We start from the raw sequence: 23,809 nt of genomic DNA on the forward strand, positions 1-23,809 counted from the left end.
CATACAATCGAGATCGTGATAAAAGGATGTGACTACAGTGAGGATTGACTTGGGTTGCGGCATCCATAAACATCCTCGGTGCATTGGGCTGGATAGTCATCCTTATCCGGGTGTGGATAAGGTTTGTGACCTGAACGAAGGGATTCCTCTGCCCGATGATAGTGTAGATTTTATGATTGCATCAAATATTTTGCAATATTTGAATAATGCTGAACACATCGTACAAGAGATGTATCGGGTTTGTAAGCATGGTACAGTTGTTTGCCTCGTCGTTCCATATGCTCACGTTACGAGTCATATTACACATCCTGAATATAGACAGTTATTTGATGAACACTCGCCTCGGCATTGGACAAAAAATAGCTATACACCGATGAATGCAGAAGAATATTTGCAGCCGCTTGATGCTGGATGGTCGCTTATGAACGAAAAAATAGAAGATTCAGAACGTACTCCATTAGACTTTCGTTTAGTTCGAATAGAGTACTTTTACTTTCCAGAATATCGTTGCCTGTACGATGAGGTCGAACTGCGTCGGTTACGGCAATCCCAACTGAACGTTGTGTACCAACTCATGCTTCACTTAGTCACTGTAAAAGGAGATATGGATGAACTGGAGCTAGAGTCGTTGACGTTGCAGCCAATGGAAGAGCCACGAAGTATTACGGAACAAAGAGAAAAAAATGATGAGCAGCTCGTCTTGGACGATCGACCGTTCGTGATTCAATCCGAACGGCGCAATCAGCTTGAAAATGAAACGAGCGCACTGAACGAGAATGTAATCGATTCAACGATTGGCGTTGACGTTGCAGCCGAGCTGGAAGTTGACGAATTCAATCAGCAGGCTGAACGGATAGCTCCTAAGAGCAAAGGGAAAAAAAGTGCGAAAACACGTCGCTCGACGAGCCAATCGAGTCTGAGAAAGAAGGTTTACGTTCCGTACTTGCGTAAGAAACGCAAACTTAAAAATTAATGTTTTTTTATAGCTGAAACATACGCCCCGTCGTTCATGAAATCGTCACAAAATGCTAAAAATAATCCCGAAATTTACAAGTTTGTATTGAGGGATTTAGGAAACATTTTGTAAAATAAGAGATGATGAATGTAACTGACAAAGGGGCGTATGACAGTTATGAAGAAATGGGCGATGTTCTCGTTGTTCAGCATCGCGTGTGTATTTGCCGTAGGGTTGATGTTGTTCAATATGCCGAAGCCACCAGTTGAAGAAACGGCTCCGGAAGGCATGACTCTTGTAAAAATTGTGGCAAATGGCGATTTTACATTTGGTGAAGCTGAGTATAAGGTGAAAGTTGGCGAAAAAGTTCGCCTCAAGCTTGTAAACAAAGCGGGCATACACGGCGCTGGTATTAAAGAGTTTAATATCGATTTAAAAGACGGCCAGATGGAAAAGGACATGACGTTCGATAAGCCTGGCAAATATGAGATTTTCTGTTCCATTATGTGCGGACCTGGTCATAACACGATGAAATCGTACTTGATCGTAGAAGCATAGACGTTAGTCATGAATGTTACATAACGGATAGCTTTACGAAGAAAGGAGTCTGCTAAGGCTCCTTTTTTTGACGAGCAAATGAGTATCTATGCAGCAAAAAAGAACGGATGGGTCGTTACTTTTTCGAATGTAAGCGTTATACTTAGAATGATCATGAATGATGCTACACGGTGGAGGGATCCGGATGTATTATGTGAATGTGGAGCAGTTAGAGCGTCGATTGAACAGTATTGACGATCTGGTGCAGGCGGTTGAAAGTATTCAACAACAGTGGGACGGCGGATTAGTCGTTTCGCTTGCTCAAGAACGAGTGTTGCATTTAGCCATTGAAATTGTAACTGACATCGGAAGCTTGCTGATCGATGGGTTTTTGTTGAGGGATGCTAGTAGTTATGAAGATATCGTTGAAATTATGGCGCAAGAAGGTGCAGTTCATAAGGAGATCCAAGAATCATTGCTGGAGTTGGTCCGTTTAAGAAGACCGCTTGTACAAAGCTATGATGAATGGAAACGTGGCGAATTGCATCCATTGTTAGTGCCTCTTACCACATTGCTACCTGCATTCGCGGTTTCTGTCCGTGCCTTTGTAAGTAGTGAAATGAAGCTAGGCTCTAAAGCTTAAGCGCTGGAATGTGCAACGTTTAACTCATGTTGTGCAGCACCAACTGAATAGTTGACCCGATCCATTCAAATGAAACTTACCGCGTTTACTTGCAGTTGAATAGCGCCTCCGTCCAATCGGCTAAGCCGAGGGATGGGGGCGCTTTTTTAGTTGTGGAGAAACTAGTCGATTCATAGGTCGTGTACCGTGCAATGCCCGAAAATAGGGCTTGAATGGGTTGCACGGGACGATTAGTGGACCAGCTCCCCAAAAAAGGACGACCTTATTTGTGTCAAGACAAGCCCAGACTACTTATACTGTCATTACGAAATGGGCATTCGTCCCGATTCCAAGATAGCAAGTTGATTCTATTGCTGAAGGAGGATCACAAGATGATGCTGTGGGCCGTTGCGTTAGCCGTGGCAGCTTGGGTTGTATTGTGCACAGCTGGCACAATCGTGCTGTGCCGAGGCTGGCGAGTACTTGGCAAGCTGGAACAGACGTTGTCAGCTAGTGAGTTGCACATGCAACAATTGTCGCGTGATATGCGGAAGCTCACCCGTCGAGCAGATCGTATACTGCAGCGCGTCGACAAAAGTACGCGATCGGTACACGATTGGACCGAGACGTTCAATCGCATTCATCACACGATTCAGTTATGGCATGAACGTATTAGGAAGTGGTCTACAAAAGTGACGAATCAGGTGCATGCAGCTCAACAAGCGAATGAGCAAAGTATTAAAGAAGCTTTGCAGTGGTTCGATCTTTTTTACTCCATTGGAACCGAAATACGGAGCCGCAGAACGACTTCAGCAGAGAAGCGCGACGGACGAATGTGACAGTTGAGGAGGGGTTTTGAAATGTCAAAACTAAGCAAGCCTTTTTGGATGGGTACTATAGTCGGAGGCATCGTAGGATCTGTGACAGCGTTATTGTTTGCTCCAAAGCCAGGTAAAGAGCTGCGTCAAGATATAGTCGAAGGTGTGCATGAAGTGGGCGAGAAGTCACAACAGCTTGCGAAGCAAGTGGGTGAACATGCAAGTGAGTGGGCAACTGTTGCGAAAGAAAAGTCGGAAGAAATAAAGCAATCATGGAAGCAGTGGCGTGAAGAAGATAAGCAGTCTAACACTGCGGTTGCACAAGTAAGTACTACTCGAGAGTCTGCCGGTGAATGTGCAGATGAATACATGAATCAGTCAGTACTTGTTACTGACGATCATTTGAATAAGCAAGGACATCAGGCAAGTGATACATGTAGTGAAAAGGTAGAAAGTGATCAGCATTTGGTGTTGAAGTCATAATCATGAAGCGTGAACACGTATAGTTGGAGAAAAAAGCCCCAATGTTCAGAGTGGTTGACGCATGCAACCTAGAACTTTGGGGCTAGCAGGGAATGGGCTTGACTCAACGATTACCATTTTCCAGGGTCAATTTTACGCGGGTCTAAGCCTTCCCATATGTTTTTAATAGCTACTTGCTCCGGTTCTTCAAACACGAGAAACGCAGATGGTAAAAAGCGTTCGCCATATTGGCTCGCAGGTGAGTTCTTAATGTGGCCACCTTTTTCAGCGAGTACGGTTGAAGAACCACCGTCTAAGTTGGCAGCAATAACAGCCCCATGTTCGAGCATAATTTGCTGACAATCATACAAGTTGGCTCCGATACTATGCGTTTGTCTGCCATCAATAATAAGGAACAAAATAGCGCCGTCTTCACGCTGTCCCATTACGGTTCGTGGAGCGATGCCCCAGCCTTGTGATGGGCTTTTGATTTGGCCTTTTCCATTCACGATGATACGTGGTTGAAAAGTAACTCCTTCTTTGGCGCCCATGTTCATCAACTGCTGCACGGTATAATTACCGGCTATCATTTTCCCGTCTTTGTCGATGCCGACAAATTGGGTTCTTTTGTTCATACCGCCAGAACCGTTGTAATACACTTTGCCGTCAGCGATGACGACGCCTATAGGTTGAAAGCCGTTACCTTTCCAATTCGGATCAGCAAAACCGCCCGCATTTACTCCAGCTAATGCTTCTGTGCGCTTGACCATCTCGGACACTTTTTCCCCTTTGCCAACACGATTTGGAACTCCGATGCGCACTTTTGTCGGATCGTTCACGACCATTAAATAGCCACTGTAGCCCTCGCCACTTATATTGTGGTATTCAATCAGAGATTTCGGCTTGTTAGATGTTGTGTCTGGTTTTGTAATTTGATGATTCGCTTTTTCGTCACCCATATTCTCGAATTGTTTCCAGTACTGTTGGACTCTTGAATCTAATTGATCCTGACCAATTACATATTTAGCCCAATGACGATGTCTGGTCGTTATTAACGTATCTGCAATGAGAAAGCGAAAATCGGTTCCTGATGGCGTGAAAAAAAGCCAACCTAATCCAAGTACACCAAGTAGCAGCATGATGGCGAAGGTGTTTCTTATTATTTTTTTAATTGAGCGCTTTTGTTTAGGCCGTTTCTTGTTGGGAGTCGTGTGTTGTCTCGTTCTTCTTGGTGGCAATCCTCCTGATGCGTGTGGTGTGTTCATATTGTTCTCCTCTTGTTAAGTTCTGTTTTTTTGTGAGCGTGATTAGGTAAAAAAGGACAGAATGGCTAGATGGATCAGTTACAGTTGTGTGTGTGTCACAAGAGTATACCTAATTATGAAACGAATATTGTGACAAATATTTAAATAATTATACATTAATCGACAATTGGAATTAATAAATTTTACTTAATAATGGAGGGCGAGTCATGCAAGGGAAGAGGTGGCTTTTTAATGGGATAGTTGAAAATGCGGAGCAAGTCGGCAAATTTATAAGGTGTAGGCTGAGGTGCACGATATGAAGTGAGGGAGAGTGATGGGAAAAGATGCGGGAGAGAAGGGAATCGAAAAAGAAAAGTCAACGTAACTTAAATCCGGTATTTCCTGAGCCCCCATCAGGTTCTTCTGGAAAACGTAAACGGAAGTGTCATCCGAACAAGAAAAAGCGGATTGTTTCGATTAGAGAGGTTGAAGAATCTGTTGTGGCATTTGAATCTCAACCTGTAAAAGGGGCGACAGGAGCAACGGGAGCCACGGGAGCTACGGGAGCGACTGGTGCCGCTTGTGTTACGGGAACGACGGGCGTTACGGGAGTAACGGGAGTAACGGGAGTAACGGGGGTATCAGGAGCGACAGGAAGTACGGGAGTGAGAGGGCCTACGGGGCCAACTGGTCCAACAGGTCCGACTGGTGCGACTGGTGCGACTGGTGCGACAGGATTTACAGGTGCAACTGGGCCATCAGGTGGTGTTCCTGGTGCCACGGGAGTGACCGGTGCGACTGGAGCGACAGGACCAACTGGCCCAACTGGCCCTACAGGTGCAACAGGCTCGACTGGTGCGACAGGATTTACAGGTGCAACAGGCCCATCAGGTGGTGTTCCTGGTGTTACAGGAGTTACGGGAGCAACTGGAGCAACAGGTGCAACGGGATCGACAGGAGTCGCGGGAGCGACGGGAGCAACCGGAGCCACAGGAGGAACGGGAGTAACTGGAGCAACAGGAGGAACGGGAGTAACTGGAGCAACAGGAGATACAGGAGCCACGGGAGCAACAGGAGCAACAGGAGCTACGGGAGCCACGGGAGCAACAGGAGCAACAGGAGCCACGGGAGCTACGGGAGATACGGGAGATACGGGAAGCACCGGAGCAACAGGTGAAACGGGAGCAACAGGAGTCACCGGAGCTACAGGTGCGACGGGTGGTGCGGGAGCTACGGGAGATACGGGAGATACGGGAAGCACCGGAGCAACAGGTGAAACGGGAGCAACAGGAGTCACCGGAGCTACAGGTGCGACGGGTGGTGCGGGAGCTACGGGAGATACGGGAGATACGGGAAGCACCGGAGCAACAGGTGAAACGGGAGCAACAGGAGTCACGGGAGCAACGGGAGCAACAGGAGCCACGGGAGCCACAGGAGCCACGGGAGCGACGGGAAGCACAGGAGCAACAGGAGCTACGGGAGCAACAGGAGCCACGGGAGATACGGGAAGCACCGGAGCTACAGGTGCGACAGGTGGTACGGGAGCGACGGGAAGCACCGGAGCAACAGGTGAAACGGGAGCCACAGGAGCCACGGGAGCAACAGGAGCAACAGGAGCAACAGGAGCTACGGGAGATACAGGAGCAACGGGAGATACGGGAAGCACCGGAGCTACAGGTGGTACGGGAGCAACGGGAGCAACGGGTGCAACCGGAGCAACAGGAGCGACAGGCGCAACAGGCGCAACAGGAGCGACGGGAGTCACGGGAGCCACAGGAGCAACAGGAACAACAGGAGCGACAGGTGTAACCGGAGCGACAGGAGCAACAGGAGCTACGGGTGCGACGGGAGCCACAGGAGCCACAGGAGCAACAGGAGCAACAGGAGCCACAGGTGCGACGGGAGCCACAGGAGCCACAGGAGCTACCGGAGCTACCGGAGCAACAGGAGCAACAGGAGCGACAGGAGCGACAGGTGCAACAGGAGCGACAGGAGCGACAGGAGCAACGGGAGCCGCGGGAGCAACGGGAGCCACGGGAGCGACAGGTGCAACAGGAGCAACGGGAGCGACAGGTGCAACAGGTGCAACGGGAGCAACAGGAGCCACGGGAGCAACGGGAACCACGGGAGCAACGGGAACCACAGGAGTAACAGGAGTCACCGGAGCAACAGGAGCTACGGGAGCCACGGGAGCAACAGGAGCAACAGGAGCCACGGGAGATACGGGAAGCACCGGAGCAACAGGTGAAACGGGAGCAACAGGAGCCACGGGAGCAACGGGAACCACGGGAGCAACGGGAACCACAGGAGTAACAGGAGTCACCGGAGCTACAGGTGCGACGGGTGGTACGGGAGCGACGGGAAGCACCGGAGCCACGGGAGCAACAGGTGAAACGGGAGCAACAGGTGAAACGGGAGCAACAGGAGCCACGGGAGCAACAGGAGCAACAGGAGCAACAGGAGCCACGGGAGCAACAGGAGCAACAGGAGCAACAGGAGCCACGGGAGCAACAGGAGCAACAGGAGCAACAGGAGCAACAGGAGTCACGGGAGTCACGGGAGCCACAGGAGTAACAGGAGTCACAGGAGTCACCGGAGCAACAGGAGCAACAGGAGCTACAGGAGTCACCGGAGCAACAGGAGCGACAGGCGCGACAGGCGCAACAGGAGCAACGGGAGCAACGGGAGCCACAGGAGCGACGGGAAGCACCGGAGCAACAGGTGAAACGGGAGCTACAGGTGCGACAGGTGGTACGGGAGCGACGGGAAGCACCGGAGCCACGGGAGCAACAGGAGCCACGGGAGCAACAGGAGCCACGGGAGCCACGGGAGCAACAGGAGCAACAGGAGCAACAGGAGCAACGGGAGCAACAGGAGCCACGGGAGCAACAGGAGCCACGGGAGTCACGGGAGCCACAGGAGTAACAGGAGCTACGGGAGATACAGGAGCAACGGGAGCTACGGGAAGCACCGGAGCTACAGGTGGTACGGGAGCCACGGGAGCAACGGGTGCAACCGGAGCAACAGGAGCGACAGGCGCAACAGGCGCAACAGGAGCGACGGGAGTCACGGGAGCCACAGGAGCAACAGGAACAACAGGAGCGACAGGTGCAACCGGAGCGACAGGAGCAACAGGAGCTATGGGAGTCACGGGAGCAACAGGAGCCACAGGTGCGACGGGAGCCACAGGAGCCACAGGAGCAACAGGAGCAACAGGAGCCACAGGTGCGACGGGAGCCACAGGAGCAACAGGAGCTACCGGAGCTACCGGAGCAACAGGAGCAACAGGAGCGACAGGAGCGACAGGTGCAACAGGAGCGACAGGAGCGACAGGTGCAACAGGAGCGACAGGTGCAACAGGAGCAACGGGAGTAACGGGAGCAACAGGAGCAACGGGAGCGACAGGTGCAACAGGAGCAACGGGAGCGACAGGTGCAACGGGAGCCACAGGAGCAACGGGAGCCACAGGAGCCACGGGAGCGACAGGTGCAACAGGTGCAACAGGAGCGACAGGTGCAACAGGTGCAACGGGAGCAACGGGAGCCACGGGAGCCACGGGAGCAACGGGAGCAACGGGAGCAACGGGAGCCACGGGAGCGACAGGTGCAACAGGAGCAACGGGAGCGACAGGTGCAACAGGAGCAACGGGAGCGACAGGTGCAACGGGAGTCACGGGAGCGACAGGAGCCACGGGAGCGACAGGTGCAACGGGAGCAACAGGTGCAACGGGAGCTACGGGAAGCACAGGAGCTACGGGAGCAACAGGAGCTACAGGAGTCACCGGAGCCACGGGAGCGACGGGAAGCACAGGAGCAACAGGAGCGACGGGAAGAACAGGAGCCACGGGAGCCACCGGAGTCACGGGGGTCACGGGAGCCACCGGAGTCACGGGGGTCACGGGAGCCACCGGAGTCACGGGGGTCACGGGAGCCACCGGAGTTACGGGAGAAAGAGGAGTCACAGGAGCAACAGGAGCCACAGGAGCAACGGGAGCAACAGGAGCCACAGGAGCAACGGGAGCCACAGGAGCCACGGGAGCAACAGGAGCAACAGGAGCAACGGGAGCCACAGGAGCAACAGGAGCAACAGGAGCAACAGGAGCAACAGGAGCAACAGGAGCAACAGGAGCAACAGGAGCCACGGGAGCAACAGGAGCCACGGGAGCAACAGGAGCCACCGGATCGACAGGAGCAACAGGAGCCACCGGATCGACAGGAGCAACAGGAGCCACTGGAGTCACCGGAGCAACAGGAGCTACGGGAGCAACAGGGGCCACAGGAGCAACAGGAGCAACAGGAGCAACGGGAGCCACGGGTGCAACCGGAGCCACGGGTGCAACAGGAGCTACAGGTGTTACTGCATTTGGTGAATATGGATTTTTTGCAAATACAGCGAGCCCTACCTTAGCTGCCAATGCACTTGTACCATTTCCAAATGTGGACGTTAGTACTGCAAATGTTAATATAAACGGAGCGGGCACCATAGTCACAATCACGTCAGCAGGTGTGTATCTAATATCGTACAATATCGTGGTCAGTTCTTTACTTTCTTTACAAGTTGGATTTGAGCTATTGCATAATGGGACGGCTGTTACAGGAGGAGATGTTCGTATTATTGTAAGCTTAGGCGGTGTGGAGGCAACAGGGCAAGCCATCGTCATTACAGCTTCAGGGGATACGTTTTCAGTAAGTACACCAACAGGTGCGACTCTGGCCTCATTATCTGGTAGCGCCTCAGCAACCATTACATTTGCGAAAATTTCCAACTAAGACCGTATTCCTTCTCTGACTGTGAGCCTTGAACCTTGTCTGCAATTCAGTTAAGATCAAGGTACGTTTTGCCTTGGCCATTCATATGGTATCAGAGGCGGTTCAAAGTCAGTCAATCAAGAGACGAAGGAAGCGGTGTATTCGTGCAGCAAGCTATAGCAATGCTCGATTCTGGTGTGGGAGGCTTGACGGTTGCGAGAGAAGTCATGCGTCAACTTCCACAAGAAAAAATAATTTATTTTGGAGACACAGCTCGTTCTCCTTACGGTCCACGTACGTCGGAGGAAGTGCGCTTGTTCACACGCCAAATCGTAGACTATTTAATCCAATATAACCCTAAAATGATAGTAATCGCCTGCAATACTGCAACAGCAGTAGCCTTAGATGATATTCGCTCATATGTATCTGTACCTGTTGTCGGTGTCATTAATCCAGGTGCTCGTGCTGCAATATCCGCGACAGATTCAGGATATATCGGTGTTATCGGAACAGAAGGAACGATACACAGCGGCGCTTATGAACATGCGCTCAAAAGAATCTCTCCGCAAGTTGAAGTCGTCAGTCAAGCTTGTCCAAAGTTCGCTCCTATTGTCGAAAGAGGATTGTTCCGCAGCGAAGATACGTGGCAAACGGTTCGAGAATCGTTGGCGTCTTTGCGGGCGACACCTATCGACACGCTGATTTTGGGCTGCACCCATTATCCGTTTCTAACGGAGCCGATACAGGAAGTAATGGGGTCGCAAGTGAAATTGATCAGCTCAGCAGATGAAACTGCGCGAGAAGTCAGTACCATTTTGCATGACAAAGGACAACTGGCAAGTAGTACACAATTGCCGATTCATCAGTTCTTTTGCAGTGGAGACGCAGCGATCTTTCAAGACATTGCACGTCAATGGCTAGGAGAGCACATTCAAGATTTCCCAGTAGTTTGGCAAGTACCTCATATTATCTAATTATATCTCACAGCAGGGGCTGGCTCGGAGTCGTAAGACTTAAGCAGCCCCTTGTTTCATTTTACCTACGTCACACGAATCGCCATCCTGTTGACTAAATCCCGATTCGTAAACATTTGCGTCTACACACTGCTGATGACTCGATGCAGCAAGCCGGAACACCATCTTCATGCTCCCCTTGGGCTGTTTGTTAAGTTGGTATAAATAAACCATGCACGGATCGCGCAAAAATAGTTCCACTCTAACGATGCTAAGGCAGCCCCTTGAACGTATTGGCATACATCGTCATTTTGAGAAACGAACCCTTCGTAGTCTCCTGCACGATATCATCGTTTATCAACGTAAACCTACACGCAATAGAAGTTCGAATGGCTTGCTCATTGTCGTTCTTTACATAAAGTTCTACAGCATACAAGTGGAGAACATTCCAAGCAAAAGATAGCATCGCTTGAACGATTTCGGTTCCGTAGCCCTGTCCAATTACATCAGCTGGACCAATTTGAATCCGACCCAATTCCGCAGTGCCCACATTCAGATCAACATGATAAATTGCAGCTGTCCCAAGCGGTGTATAGTCTTTCCGACAAGTGACGAGAAACATCATATCATCCGGCTGTTGTTCATATCGTTCATACCATAGTAGCTGTTCGTGAGCTTCAATCGGACGACTGTCTTGAAACAAGCTCCGAATATGCGCTTGATTCCGCCACTGCCGAACCCATTCCAGATCAGACATACGAAGCGGCCGCAGCAGCAGTCTTTTGCTGAAAATGTAATAATTATGATTCATGTCCAGTCTGCCTCATACTTGTATTCTGCAAATAGGCGAATTTGTCGGATCACATACTGTACGTCTTCATATGTGATCCGTAAATGTAGAGGTAGCGAAAGTATAGTATCCGAATATTGCTCAGCTACCGGACAACTTCCCTTTGCATGGCGATACATCCGGTAATGCGTGTTTGCGCGATAATGCACACCGGGAAAAATATGATGCTCATTCAAGTGGAGAATAAGCTCGTCACGGTCAGCACACGACACAATAAATAAGTGGCGTGAACTGTCGCATCCCGGAGCGAGCGGTACAACTTGAATGTGCGGAACAAGTGATTTTAGCTCTGTCTCATACCAAGCAGCCACCTGTTTACGGTAGGCGTTATCTTGATCAACATACTTGAGCTGCACAAGTCCGATGGCAGCCATAATCGAATTGCCGTGATATTTATAGCCGATGTGTTCCACATCGTACAACCATTTATAGGGTCCGTCTATATGTGTACGCGTATAGACGTCTTTATTCATGCCTAGCCCTGTTAATTTTCGGACAACGGCATCATGGTCAGCTTCTTTAAAGCAAATCATGCCACCATCTGCGGTAGGTAAATTTTTAACAGCTTGAAACGAATAGACAACGGCGTCGGCCTCTTGACCAGGAACAACACCATGCAGTCGCGTACCTGTCATATGTGCTGCATCTAGTATGAGGCATAATTGATGACGGCGACAAAGATGAACGACATGTTCGTATTGCCCTGTGTTACCCCCGATGCCAACAAACATGACGGCTTTCGTCCGAGGCGTAATCTTACGTTCGATATCGGCAGGGTCTATACATAAGTAGGAATCTACATCAGCAAAGACCGGTTTCAGCCCATGATAGCGGATCACATGATTGGTGGATACAAAAGTTAAGGGCGTCGTAATAATTTCGTCTCCCTTTTTCCAGTGATGGGACATCTTTAACACGTCAAGAGCTAGTGACAAGCCAGCCGTGGCTGAATGTATAAAATGCGCGTAGGGAAGCCCCGTATAAGCTTTCCAACATTGTTCAAATTGAACGGTTTTGAATCCTTGCCCTGTCCATCCTTTTTCTAAACACTCACGAATTTCCGCCAGACATTCTTCCACTCGATACGTAGGGACGAACAAAGGGATGTTCACGCTGATCACGTCCATTCATTCTGATTTAGTCATCGCTTGGAACTGGACAAACATGAGATAAACCGTCACGTAAAGATATCCGCATTAGGCGAAAGCCTATGTTGACTAGTGGCTGGAATCGAAATGTTGGCGGCCACTCCTTTCAAAATTCGGTAATTATCCTACTATCATCTCACTCTATGTATCTCGTAATTTAAACGCTTGGACCGATGCGCTGCTAATAGAAAAAAGGCGGCAAATCAATGCACAGCAGTTATGTTCCTATCCTGTTACGCATATCTATGACATTAGCAACGTGAAGTGGAAGGAGTGCTATTTGATCGTGACAATTCCTTATGTTGTGCAAAAAGGGGATACGTATTTACGGATTTGCTTGCGTTATGGTATTCATATCCATGCGCTGCTTGCCTGTAATACGCAAATTTCATCGGACGATTATGCTGTGCCCGGACAAGTTATTTATATTCCACAGCGGCAAGCGAATATCTATGTTGTGCAACCTTGTGACACGTTTTATGCGATTGCCTTGCGGTTCCATGTGCCCGCTCAAGTGCTGGCAAATGCCAATCCTACGATAGATCCGCGCAGCTTAGTCGTGGGTCAAAGTTTGACCATACCTTATGTGTTTAATGATGATGATGTGAAAAAGAAAGCCGAGTACGGCTACATGCAATTGATACGCGATGTGGAAAGATTGAAGCAGTGCTGCCCCATCGTGCGGACAGAAACGATTGGCTATAGCGTATTAGGAAAGCCCATTGTTGCCATTGCACTAGGCAATGGGCCAATTGCCATTCATGCCAATGGTGCCGTTCATGCCAATGAATGGGTAACTTCGGCCTTATTGATGAAGTTTGCTGAAGATTACGCACAGGCCTATGAAGGTGGGAGCTCACATCAGCAGTGGAACGTACAAGATTCATTTGCACGCACAACGCTGTGGATCGTGCCGATGGCCAATCCAGACGGCGTGGAGCTTGCGCAGGAAGGAATTACGCCTCAGCATCCCTATTATAAGCAGCTGAACGTATGGAACGGAGGCTCGCGCCGTTTTCAACGCTGGAAGGCGAATGTAAACGGTGTAGACCTAAATGATCAATTTCCTGCCCATTGGGAAGAGGAGCAAGCAAGACGAGGTCGTACCGGGCCGGGTCCGCTCAACTTTGGCGGACAGCGTCCGCTTTCAGAACCGGAAGCAATCGCTTTAGCTTCCTTTACCGACCGTATTCCGTTTGCGTTGGCCTTATCGTTTCATACGCAAGGTCAAGAAATTTATTGGAATTATCGGGATTACGAACCGGCAGAATCCGAACGATGGGCAGAACGCTTTCAATTGGCGAGCGGCTATCGGGCTGTTAAGCTTTCCGGCAGCGATGCTGGGTACAAAGATTGGTTTATTCAACAATATCGTAAGCCTGGCTTCACGATCGAGGTCGGTAACGGGATAAGTCCGCTGCCGCTAATGGATTTTGATTCCATGTATCGCGAAGTGTCGGCTATATTGATCGAAGCGATAAGTGGTACGGGAGTGGGATAGTGTAGTTCAAGCATAGTATAGGAGTGGTAAAGGTGCGGTAAAGGTACGGTATAGGAGTCGATCATACTGGAGAAAGGTAGCAATAACGCTTGTATATCACGGTTAAATCACATACAATACCGTGAAGAGGAGGTGTTCGACATGCCGCGAATTATGAAACGTAAGCGCTCATGGAATCATCTATGGTCGTTGTTGCGTTCCGCTCCACGGCTACTCGGTTCCAGCCGTGTACCAATACGGGAAAAAGCACTCTTCGTCGGTTTAGCTGCATTGTACTGGGTAATACCGTTGGACTTTTTGCCGTTCATTCCAATTGATGACATCCTGTTTACGATGATTCTAATGCCTTGGTTTGCGAAACGTGCTGCAAAATACGAACAAGAAAATGACAGCCACAACCATCGATAAAGATGGAAGCTTGTGGTTGCTTCATCTGTAGCCTTCACTTACAATAAGTATGGCTTACAACAACATTGATTATGATGATCAGTTACATCGGAGTGACAAAATAATGGCGAATGACATACGTATTTGTGATAAATGCAAACATATTAAAATGAAAACCTTTTTACCAAAAGTGCAAAAGCTCGACCCTGAAGCAGACGTTAAAGTAGGTTGCAAATCGTATTGTGGCCCGTGCGCGAAACGAGTATTTATTTATGTTAACGGTCGTTATATCACGGCACCAACAGAAGATGAGTGCCTTGAGAAGGCAAAGCAGTTTGTGAAATAGCACTCCTGTATATTCGACCGCTAATGTCCACATCCTAACGAAGTGAGGGTATCCCTCGGCAACCTTGTTCAACGAAGGAGGTTTCGTTAGATGTCGAGATATAAATACGAGTCAAGCATTCAAACCCAGAATTCATTTTCACAAGCACGTAATGCAATTGACCGCGCTCATAACGCGGTGTCGCAAGCGTTGTCACATCCGACTGAGCAGTCTGTGGAACAAGCACAGCACTCATTGGAGCATGCGGAACGAGCAGTTGAACAAACGCATCTGTGCGACAATCAGCAGGCAGTTGAGTTTGCCGATGAACTGCTTGGCGAAGAGCAGGCCAGATTCAATTCCTTGTTTCAAAGCGGGCAGTGGAAGCACAAGTAACCGTCGTATTCATCTTATACGAATACCATCCGAACCAGCCGTATACATGACCAGTTTAGCATGTATACACACGCAAAGCGTAACGAATTCCCTGTACATAGGGAGGTCGTTACGCTTTTTTTCATGAATCAATGATTCAAAGGGAATAATACTGGGTAATAAAATAGGCCCATTTTTTTAGGCTTATACATAAGATTTAGGAGTGTGTCTATGGTTTTTACAATTTCTGTTATTATTATTTTAGCTTTTGTCATATGGGGATTGCTTGCACCTGATCAATTGGCTGAACAGTCTAGTGCGGCATTGTCGTTTACGACGGAAAGATTTGGTTGGTTTTATTTAATTACGGCACTCGTTATTTTGGTGTACTGTCTCGTTATCGCATTCGGCAGATATGGAAACATTACGCTAGGAAGCGATGACGATGAGCCGGAGTATTCAAATATGTCATGGTTTGCCATGCTGTTTAGTGCAGGGATGGGGATTGGGCTTGTCTTCTGGGGAGTGGCAGAACCGATGAGTCACTATATGACACCGCCTGGTGGTGAAGGGATGTCATCAGAAGCGGCTCGGCAAGCGCTGCGATATTCATTTTTCCACTGGGGACTGCATCCTTGGGGGATTTACACGCTTGTGTCACTAGGACTAGCCTATTTTACGTTCCGCAAAGGGTACAAAGGACTGATTAGCTGGACGTTTTATCCGCTACTTGGCAAAAAAGTGGAAGGACCGATCGGCAAGACGATCGATATATTGGCGATCATTGCGACTGCGTTTGGAGTGGCGACATCGCTTGGACTTGGCGTTATGCAAATTAACGGCGGATTAACGCATATTTTCGGTATTCCGAACAATGTAGTTGTACAAGTCATTATTATCGCGGTTGTTACAGTGTTGTTCCTTACGTCAGCCGTGTCCGGATTAGATAAAGGAATTCGTATACTGAGCAATACGAACTTGATTATCGCAGTAGGCCTGCTGCTATTTACGTTGTTACTCGGGCCGACTTCCTTTATTGTTGACTCGTTTACGATGACATTGGGCGGGTATTTGCAAAATATTATCCAGATGAGCTTGCGCATGACTCCGTTTAGCGATAGCTCGTGGGTAGCGAATTGGACCTTGTTCTATTGGGCGTGGTGGATTGCTTGGGCGCCATTTGTCGGTTCCTTTATTGCGCGTGTATCCAAAGGGCGCACGATTAAGGAATTTGTGCTTGGCACACTGCTTGTACCTAGTGGATTCAGCTTTATTTGGTTTTCCGTATTTGGTAATACGGCTCTGTATTTTGAGATGTTTAAAGGACTACCTATTGCTGAAGCGGTTAAACAAGACATTACGTCAGCCTTGTTCATCACGCTTGAATACTTGCCGTGGGGCAGCTTTTTGGCCGTACTGGCTACGCTGCTTATCGTCACCTTTTTTATTACGTCAGCCGACTCTGCGACTTTCGTGTTAGGTATGATGTCGACGAATGGCAATCCGAACCCATCCTTTGCTGTGAAGCTGGCATGGGGCATATTTCAATCGCTAATTGCCACAGTGCTGCTCGTAGGTGGCGGCTTGGAGGCGCTGCAAACGGCATCTATTTTAACCGCGCTGCCATTTGCCGTCATCTTGCTAGGGATGTGCGTCTCGTTGTCTAAAGCGCTACATAAAGAAGATCGTGAACGACGGCAGTTGGAGAAGAAGCGCCGCAAAAAGCTCGATATGTTGCTGGAAAATGATTCGTAGTGCAATGTTCATAACTGTTAAAAAACCGCAGTCCCTTCACATTGAAGTTGACTGCGGTTTTTCGTTATTTAGATTCACGCATCGTCTGGATCGCGTTTCTTGTAATGATTAAATCAGACACTTGCAGCCTTCGTTTCGCTTCGTCAGCTTGCGGCTTACATTGAGCAACAGCGATTGGTTGACGAGTGTCGTACTTGTAGCATGTGCCATTTTCGAACAACCCGTCTGCTGATGGTACATAGAACACTTTACCGTCCGTAGCCGATCCGTTGCGCTGCACGACAAGTCGATTGTCATCATTGAGCAAATTCGTACCCATCATCGTCTTATCTGACGTATCGATGCCTAGCCAATGAAGTAGTGTTGGCGCAATATCGAGCTGTCCGCTTACTCGATCATACGTCCCAGCATTAGCGCCGTCCGGCAAATGAATCAGCAGCGGCACTTGGCCTTTCATCTCGATCATATCCAACTTTGAAATGTCCTTTTGCAGCAGTTGGGCAAGAGGCTCGGTTTCCAGTATGGAATTGTCATGGTCTCCGTAAAAGACAAAAATCGTCTTGTCCCAGAGGCCACGCTGTTTCAAGTCCTTGATCATCTCACCAACGGCGGCATCTACATAGTGAATCGACTGCAAATAATCCCCGAACATCGTGCCATCATGTGGCGCAACATTCAGCTTTTGTGCTTCCTGCGGCAAGTTATATGGATGATGACTGGTAAGTCCGACTAAATAACTGTAAAAAGGTTGATTTCCTTGCGCCATCCGTTCCACAGACTGTCGGAAAAAGGAGCGATCACCAAGTGACCATCCCAGTGGCTCGTCCATCTTGTAATCGTTCTTGCTCATAAACTGGTCATAACCCATATTGCCATACATGATATACCGATTCCAGAAGCTCGCATCATAGGCGTGATAAGCACCTGTCGCATAGCCTTGCTGTTTGAGTAGCAACGGCAGCATATCATAGGCATGATCCGGATAACGTATAAAGACAGAGCCTGTCGGTAACGGATGTAGGCTGGCATGCACCGTGAAATCGGCATCGGACGTTCTTCCTTGCGCAGTCTGATGGAAGAAACGGTTAAAATACATGCTTTCCTTTGCGAGCGCGTTCAAGTTTGGCGTAATTTCTTGGCCGTTTACTTTTTGACCGATAACAAAGTTCTCAAACGCTTCTGCTTGCAATACAATGACATTGCTGTCCTTATACTTACCAAAAGCGGCAGGAGGTCCTTGCAACTGTGGCCGATGCTTGTCCAGCCATTCGCGGATTTGCTGTTCTTCATCCACGGCTAAGGTAGCGCCGCCAAACAAGTTATCCTGTGCATAACGGTAGATGTCATAACCGTGAAACCCGAGCAAGCCCGTTACATTATAAATAGCGGGGTTCCACCAGTTACCGACAAGTATTCCTTTCGCCCAAGTACTCGTCGCTTGTTGTATAGGTGCAGCAATTAAAAAGGCACCGCAAGCAAGGGTAGCCGCGACGCTAATCGTTCGCTTCCATCTCGAATGAGAGTTGCGTACAGTAGGCGCAGCTAGGTGGAGCTGACGTGCTGCTCTACGTTCCGTACGAAACACATATATCGACAACGGAATAAGAACAAGCCAATCTATAAACAATGTAATATCGGTCACATGAATCAGTGAAGCGATACTATCGCCAAGTGAACTGACTTGAGTAGCTTGAAGCAGTACAGGAACTGTTATGAAATCTTGAAAATAACGATAATAGACTAAATCAGAAAAAATGATCAGTGTCAGGACGATATTAAGCAGCATCAGCATAAAGGTGCGCCAGCGCTGTGATAACCATAGCGTCCATGCGCCGACAATTAAAATAGCACCTAATGCGACTAAACGATCGCTTGGTACCGTGCTCATATTCGGGATCGCGAGCGTACGGTTAAACCAAGCAAGCTTCCACATGATGATCATGACAAAAAACAAAATGTCTACGCGCCGCAGCAGTTGCAACAGCAAACGGTTTGCTGTCATTGGGCGCTCTGTTCCGTACATTGTCGGCTTCATGGATTCATAACCAATTCCTCTCTACAAAATTACTGCTCAGATTCGCTACGTGGCTGACGCGGTGGCAGCGGACCTAGGTATTGATAATACTGACATTCAATCGTTCCGTTATACAACTTGCGGCGCCTGTCCGCAGGGCGACCGAAATAATGCTCGAATTGTTTGCTCGGGCTAATCGAGAATAAGGACCAAGTTGGCAGTACTTTGGCCATAAAGCCAAGTTGGCGCACCATTTGCTCCACTTCCTTGGTGTCACTTAGTCGCTCACCGTACGGCGGGTTCGTAATAATGACGCCATATTCGCCCTCGGGGCGTGCCTTGGATATCGGTGCCACGTGGAAGTCAATTTCACGGGCAAAGCCAGCGCTCTTAGCCGCAGCTTTAGCCAGTTCGATGGCTTCCGGACTAATATCAGAACCGGTTAATTGCAGCTCGATATCGTCTTGTACCGCATCAAATGCTTCATCACGTGCATCTTCCCACACAGAATCGGGAATGATGGGCCATCCTTCAGACGAAAACGTACGACGCAAGCCTGGCGCGACGTTCCAGCCAATCATCGCTGCCTCGATCAGCAGCGTGCCTGAACCGCAGAACGGATCGTACAATGGGCGGCTCGGATTCCAGCGGCTAAGCAACACAAGTGCAGCAGCCATCGTTTCCTTGATTGGCGCGACACCTGTCAGTTTCCGGTAGCCGCGCTTATGTAAGCCAGCTCCAGTTGTATCTAACGTGAGCATCGCGCGATCATTTAAGAGCGACACCTCGACGCGATAGCGCGGCCCATCTTCATGGAACCATTCGGTATGATAGTGCTGCTTTAATTGTTCAACAATGGCTTTCTTTACGATACCTTGGCAAGCTGGGACGCTTGACAACTGCGATTTAAGGGAGCGTCCGTCGACAGGAAATTCACCGTCTTCTGTAATCCATTCGTGCCACGGCAAAGCTTTCGTGCCTTCGAACAGCTCATCGAACGTCTTGGCAGGAAATTCGCCCATGCAAATAAGAACCCGATCAGAAGTACGCAGCCAAAGGTTAGCTCGACAAACTTCTAGCGGGCCGCCAGTAAAGCGGACGCGACCGTTCTCCGTTTTTATATTTTCAAAACCTAATTCCTGCAGCTCACGTGCGACAATTGACTCCAATCCCATCGGGGCTGTAGCAATTAATGACCAACTTTGACTCATTGTTACATATTCACTCCGTTCTCATTCTACATGTATAACTCGCTGTATTGACTTGTACTCATATGGCATCCATCATATCATAAAAGGTAGGAGGTTGTGAAAAATGTCAAATGAAGCGGTAGAAAATTATTTAGAACAGCTATATCCAGTTAATCCGGTGTTTAATCGTATTCGTGAACGAATCGCTGAATTTGGGTTGCGTGACATTTCTGTTCCAGACGGCTATGGCCGTTTATTAACGATGCTTGTTCGCCTATCGGGTGCGACACATGCACTTGAAATAGGGGCGCTAGGCGGCTACAGCGGCTGCTGCTTGCTCTTAGGATTACCAGCTGACGGACGACTGGTGTCGCTGGAATTGAAGGCTGATTATGCTGAGCTGGCAAAGGGAAGCTTAATAGAAGCGGGCTTTGGTGAACGTGTCGAATATCGCATCGGTGAAGCACTGGATTCACTAGCTCAATTGGAAGCAGAGGGAGCTCGGTTTGACTTCTTCTTTATCGATGCAGATAAAGAGAATTATATAAACTACTTAGAGTACGCGATTAAGCTAGCACGTCCAGGAGCTATTATTGCGGCAGACAATTTGATGCTGCGCGGTCGTACCCTTGATGAAGGGAAGCAAGGCCCATCCGTGCAAGCGATGCGTCGCTTCAATGAAATCATAGCTACGGATGAGCGCTTGGAAAGCACGATGCTGCCTGCTTACGATGGCTTAGCGCTTGCTATTGTCCGCAAATGATGGACATTTAGTTAGATTTGGTGATTCGACGCAGAACTGTTAACAATTATGCGAGTCAACCTAGTCATAAGTTATGTTATAATGTGTGACAGCAAATTGGTTAGACGGAGGATTAATAGTTGTAATGAAATCAGAACAATGGAGTTCCAAGCTTGGGTTTATACTGGCGTCAGCTGGTTCGGCCATCGGTCTCGGAGCCATTTGGAAATTCCCGAACGTGGTGGCTACGAGCGGTGGTGGCGCCTTTTTTCTCGTCTTCGCCTTATTTACGTTAGGGATCGGCTTACCGCTGTTGTTAGCGGAGTTTCTAATTGGACGCAGTACAGGGAAAGAAGCGGTGTCGGCCTACCGCCATTTAGCTCCAGGGAGCCGTTGGCACTGGATTGGTTACCTCGGTATGGCGACATGCTCACTGTTGCTGTCTTTCTACAGCGTCGTGGGCGGTTGGATTGTCCTTTATTTTTTGCGTGGAGTAAGCGGCACTTTGTTGGAAGCAAACCGTGACTACGGTGCGTTTTTTGGTCAGACAACCGCTGACCCATGGGCGGCTGTGTTGTCGCAAGCTGCATTTATGTTGCTGACGATTGTCGTCGTCGCGCAAGGCGTTAAGCAAGGAATTGAGCGTGCAAGCCGGATTATGATGCCGGGCTTGTTTTTATTATTTTTAGTGCTAATCGTACGTTCGCTGTCGCTTCCTGGGATGGAGGCTGGCTTGGTTTACTTCTTGAAGCCAGATTTCAGCCAATTATCGTCAGAAGCAGTCCTATACGCACTAGGTCAATCGTTCTTCTGCTTAAGCGTAGGCGGATCGTGTATGGTAACGTATAGCTCCTATTTAAGTAAGCAGGAGCCACTTGGTAAACCAGCCGTATCCGTCGTTGGCTTAAACTTGATGACATCGCTAATGGCCGGAATTGCCATTTTCCCAGCCTTGTTCGCGCTTGGGATGAAGCCAGTAGAAGGACCAGGGCTGCTGTTCGTTACGCTGCCAGCCGTATTTGAGCAATTGCCATACGGTAGTGTTTTTATAACCGTATTTTTAGCATTGTTTCTATTTGCTACATTGACATCGGCATTCTCGTTGTTGGAAATTGTCGTTGCGGCATTTGCGCATGGTGATGCGGCCCGCCGTCGCAAAATGTGCTGGTTGATCGGTTCGATCATTTTCGCGCTCGGTGTTCCATCTGCGCTTTCATTTGGCATCGGCAAGGATATCGTATGGATGGGCAAAACGGTGTTCGATTTGGCTGATTTTGCCGTTTCGAACGTATTACTACCGCTCGGTGTACTACTGATTTCGGTGTTTGTTGGCTATCGTTTCCCGATGTCTATATTGCGGGAAGAATGGTCGAAGATGTCACCATGGTGGCGTAAAGGGTTGGGCGTCTATTTGTTCTTGCTACGTTTCGTCCTGCCGATTATCGTACTTATCGTGTTTTTGAACGGAATGAACTGGCTGCCGTTTTAACAGACGCAATTGAAATATTTTGATGAACACAATCGTTGCTTAACTTGTAAAAAGCATTGCTATTAGTTCTGCTATTTGTATGGTTATTAGCATTGTTGCAACATGTGCAGTACATTAGCAGGAGGAAGTCAATATGTCATCTCAAGAACAATGGACATCAAAGCTAGGCTTTATACTAGCATCTGCCGGATCGGCCATCGGTTTAGGTGCGATTTGGAAATTTCCGAACGTCGTCGCGACGAGCGGGGGCGGCGCTTTCTTTCTTATCTTCCTCCTGTTTACATTAGGAATTGGTTTACCGTTGCTGTTGGCTGAATTTTTTATTGGTCGCAGCACGGGAAAAGAAGCGATCTCAGCTTATCGTGAGCTGGCTCCAACAAGCCGTTGGCATTGGACGGGTTACCTTGGTATGGGTACATGCTTTTTGCTACTATCGTATTACAGCGTTGTAGGAGGATGGATATTACTATACCTCGGACGGGCAATGACCGGAGGACTGCTTGTTGATGGACGCGACTATGGAGCGTTATTCGGTAGTACCGTCTCTGATCCGTACATGGCCGTGATTGCCCAATTTGCATTTATGCTGATCACGATCATCGTCGTCGGACGAGGAATTAAGGGCGGGATTGAGCGAGCAAGTCGGATTTTGATGCCAGGCTTGTTTATTCTGTTTCTCGTACTGATGGTGCGCTCGCTGACGTTGCCGGGAATGAGTGAAGGGCTTGCTTACTTTTTGATGCCGGATTTCGAAAAATTAACGTCAAAAGCGGTGCTATACGCACTCGGGCAATCGTTCTTCTGTTTAAGTGTCGGGGTGTCCGTTATGGTCACATACAGTTCTTATTTGAACAAAAAAGAGTCGTTAACGCGCTCAGCAGTGTCGGTTGTTGCATTGAACGTGCTTACGTCGCTGATGGCGGGGCTTGCGATTTTCCCGGCGTTGTTTGCACTCGGAATGAAGCCGGAGGAAGGCCCAGGGTTGCTGTTTAATACTTTGCCAGCGCTGTTTGAACAGATGCCGTATGGCGGAATATTTATTGCGTTGTTCTTGGCGCTGTTCTTATTTGCGACACTGACGTCAGCGTTCTCCATGCTTGAAATTCTCGTATCCGCGTATGCGCGGGGCGAGGTTACGAAACGGAAGCGGTTGAGCTGGGTTTTCGGCGGCCTTATTTTTGTGGTCGGTATTCCGTCAGCCTTGTCGTTTGGCGTCTGGTCCGATGTGCAGCTGTTCGGAAAGTCGATCTTCGATGCGGCAGACTATGCGGTGTCCAACGTGCTTATGCCGTTGGGTGTGCTACTTATCTCCTTGTTTGTCGGTTTCCGTTTTCCGAAGGCTCGCTTGCAAGAGGAATTGAAGTCAGAGCATCCGTGGTGGCGTAAGGGTCTTACTTTATACATCATGCTGTTGCGTTATGTGATCCCAGTTATTATTGTTATTGTATTTTTAAACGCGCTAAACTTGTTGCCTGTGTAATGTAGGGCTACGAACGAACATCAAAGAGGGCTGTCCGAGTCATCATGACATCATGGTGACTTTTGGACAGCCCCTTATTCTTTGACTGAGCCTTTATTTACAGGATTAGCGCTGTAGGATGCTCAAATGCGCTTAAATGTGCGAAATAGTGTACGATTTCCCCCCAGTTTAATGATGCGAATGTGAATGTTCGCTCGAATGTTCTACTGAAGCT

Annotated in this window: 21 protein-coding genes; 15 read left to right on the top strand and 6 right to left on the bottom strand. The window is 48.8% G+C overall.

The features are described 5' to 3' along the window. Positions 1–37 precede the first annotated feature (37 nt). The 5 genes from KIK04_RS18020 (at position 38) to KIK04_RS18040 (ending at position 3,415) form a co-directional block, all read left to right on the top strand. Complete coding sequence (locus tag KIK04_RS18020) at positions 38–973, top strand: class I SAM-dependent methyltransferase (RefSeq protein WP_232274979.1); 936 nt, start codon at positions 38–40, stop codon at positions 971–973. A 159-nt stretch (positions 974–1,132) separates the two neighbouring features. Beyond that, complete coding sequence (locus KIK04_RS18025) at positions 1,133–1,513, top strand: cupredoxin domain-containing protein (protein WP_232274980.1); 381 nt, start codon at positions 1,133–1,135, stop codon at positions 1,511–1,513. Between the two features lie 184 nt (positions 1,514–1,697). Then, on the top strand, positions 1,698–2,135 hold the full coding sequence (locus KIK04_RS18030; protein WP_232274981.1) for a DUF86 domain-containing protein: 438 nt from the start codon (positions 1,698–1,700) through the stop codon (positions 2,133–2,135). A 371-nt stretch (positions 2,136–2,506) separates the two neighbouring features. Continuing rightward, positions 2,507–2,953, top strand: coding sequence for a hypothetical protein (locus tag KIK04_RS18035; protein WP_232274982.1), 447 nt, complete (start codon positions 2,507–2,509; stop codon positions 2,951–2,953). Between the two features lie 21 nt (positions 2,954–2,974). Beyond that, positions 2,975–3,415, top strand: a complete 441-nt coding sequence (locus KIK04_RS18040) for a YtxH domain-containing protein (RefSeq protein WP_232274983.1) — start codon at positions 2,975–2,977, stop codon at positions 3,413–3,415. Positions 3,416–3,525: 110 nt separating this feature from the next. Here KIK04_RS18040 and KIK04_RS18045 read toward each other — a convergent pair whose 3' ends face one another. Continuing rightward, positions 3,526–4,659 carry a phosphodiester glycosidase family protein gene (locus tag KIK04_RS18045; RefSeq protein WP_232274984.1) on the bottom strand — a complete coding sequence of 378 codons (1,134 nt, stop codon included), beginning with the start codon at positions 4,657–4,659 and terminating at the stop codon, positions 3,526–3,528. Positions 4,660–4,982: 323 nt separating this feature from the next. Here KIK04_RS18045 and KIK04_RS18050 point away from each other — a divergent pair, with 323 nt between their 5' ends. After that, positions 4,983–9,407, top strand: a complete 4,425-nt coding sequence (locus tag KIK04_RS18050) for a hypothetical protein (RefSeq protein ID WP_232274985.1) — start codon at positions 4,983–4,985, stop codon at positions 9,405–9,407. 143 nt (positions 9,408–9,550) lie between these two features. Continuing rightward, positions 9,551–10,360: a glutamate racemase gene (racE, locus tag KIK04_RS18055; protein ID WP_269670959.1), complete on the top strand. Its 810-nt coding sequence runs from the start codon at positions 9,551–9,553 to the stop codon at positions 10,358–10,360. A gap of 39 nt (positions 10,361–10,399) precedes the next feature. On the opposite strand, the gene KIK04_RS24240 is transcribed toward racE, so the two are convergent. The 3 genes from KIK04_RS24240 to KIK04_RS18065 form a co-directional block, all read right to left on the bottom strand. Then, positions 10,400–10,531 (bottom strand): hypothetical protein, encoded by a 132-nt coding sequence (locus KIK04_RS24240; protein ID WP_269670960.1) that lies wholly within the window; start codon positions 10,529–10,531, stop codon positions 10,400–10,402. 79 nt (positions 10,532–10,610) lie between these two features. Continuing rightward, a complete protein-coding gene (locus tag KIK04_RS18060; RefSeq protein ID WP_232274986.1) occupies positions 10,611–11,150 on the bottom strand; it encodes a GNAT family N-acetyltransferase in 540 nt (179 codons plus the stop codon). Beyond that, positions 11,147–12,316, bottom strand: coding sequence for a DegT/DnrJ/EryC1/StrS family aminotransferase (locus KIK04_RS18065; protein ID WP_232274987.1), 1,170 nt, complete (start codon positions 12,314–12,316; stop codon positions 11,147–11,149). The genes KIK04_RS18060 and KIK04_RS18065 overlap by 4 nt, the downstream gene beginning before the upstream one ends. A gap of 307 nt (positions 12,317–12,623) precedes the next feature. On the opposite strand from KIK04_RS18065, the gene KIK04_RS18070 reads away from it, so the two are divergent. The 5 genes from KIK04_RS18070 (at position 12,624) to KIK04_RS18090 (ending at position 16,680) form a co-directional block, all read left to right on the top strand. Next, the gene (locus KIK04_RS18070) at positions 12,624–13,838 is read left to right on the top strand and encodes a M14 family metallopeptidase (protein WP_232274988.1); all 1,215 of its coding nucleotides are present in this window, start codon (positions 12,624–12,626) and stop codon (positions 13,836–13,838) included. Between the two features lie 141 nt (positions 13,839–13,979). Next, a complete protein-coding gene (locus KIK04_RS18075) occupies positions 13,980–14,246 on the top strand; it encodes a hypothetical protein (protein ID WP_232274989.1) in 267 nt (88 codons plus the stop codon). Positions 14,247–14,349: 103 nt separating this feature from the next. After that, positions 14,350–14,571 carry a YuzB family protein gene (locus KIK04_RS18080; RefSeq protein ID WP_232274990.1) on the top strand — a complete coding sequence of 74 codons (222 nt, stop codon included), beginning with the start codon at positions 14,350–14,352 and terminating at the stop codon, positions 14,569–14,571. 90 nt (positions 14,572–14,661) lie between these two features. Beyond that, positions 14,662–14,946, top strand: coding sequence for a hypothetical protein (locus KIK04_RS18085; RefSeq protein ID WP_232274991.1), 285 nt, complete (start codon positions 14,662–14,664; stop codon positions 14,944–14,946). A gap of 210 nt (positions 14,947–15,156) precedes the next feature. Then, positions 15,157–16,680: a glycine betaine uptake BCCT transporter gene (locus KIK04_RS18090; protein ID WP_232274992.1), complete on the top strand. Its 1,524-nt coding sequence runs from the start codon at positions 15,157–15,159 to the stop codon at positions 16,678–16,680. A 64-nt stretch (positions 16,681–16,744) separates the two neighbouring features. On the opposite strand, the gene KIK04_RS18095 is transcribed toward KIK04_RS18090, so the two are convergent. Then, on the bottom strand, positions 16,745–18,715 hold the full coding sequence (locus KIK04_RS18095) for an LTA synthase family protein (protein ID WP_232274993.1): 1,971 nt from the start codon (positions 18,713–18,715) through the stop codon (positions 16,745–16,747). 29 nt (positions 18,716–18,744) lie between these two features. Beyond that, complete coding sequence (locus KIK04_RS18100) at positions 18,745–19,905, bottom strand: THUMP domain-containing class I SAM-dependent RNA methyltransferase (RefSeq protein ID WP_232274994.1); 1,161 nt, start codon at positions 19,903–19,905, stop codon at positions 18,745–18,747. Positions 19,906–20,008: 103 nt separating this feature from the next. Here KIK04_RS18100 and KIK04_RS18105 point away from each other — a divergent pair, with 103 nt between their 5' ends. From KIK04_RS18105 to KIK04_RS18115, 3 genes are all read left to right on the top strand, one after another. Then, complete coding sequence (locus KIK04_RS18105) at positions 20,009–20,647, top strand: O-methyltransferase (RefSeq protein WP_232274995.1); 639 nt, start codon at positions 20,009–20,011, stop codon at positions 20,645–20,647. 124 nt (positions 20,648–20,771) lie between these two features. Then, entirely contained in the window at positions 20,772–22,115 is a 1,344-nt protein-coding gene (locus KIK04_RS18110; RefSeq protein WP_232274996.1) for a sodium-dependent transporter, read from the top strand. 133 nt (positions 22,116–22,248) lie between these two features. Continuing rightward, the gene (locus tag KIK04_RS18115) at positions 22,249–23,595 is read left to right on the top strand and encodes a sodium-dependent transporter (RefSeq protein WP_232274997.1); all 1,347 of its coding nucleotides are present in this window, start codon (positions 22,249–22,251) and stop codon (positions 23,593–23,595) included. Positions 23,596–23,809: the final 214 nt, after the last annotated feature.

Source organism: Paenibacillus sp. 481 (assembly GCF_021223605.1).
GTDB lineage: Bacteria > Bacillota > Bacilli > Paenibacillales > Paenibacillaceae > Paenibacillus_B.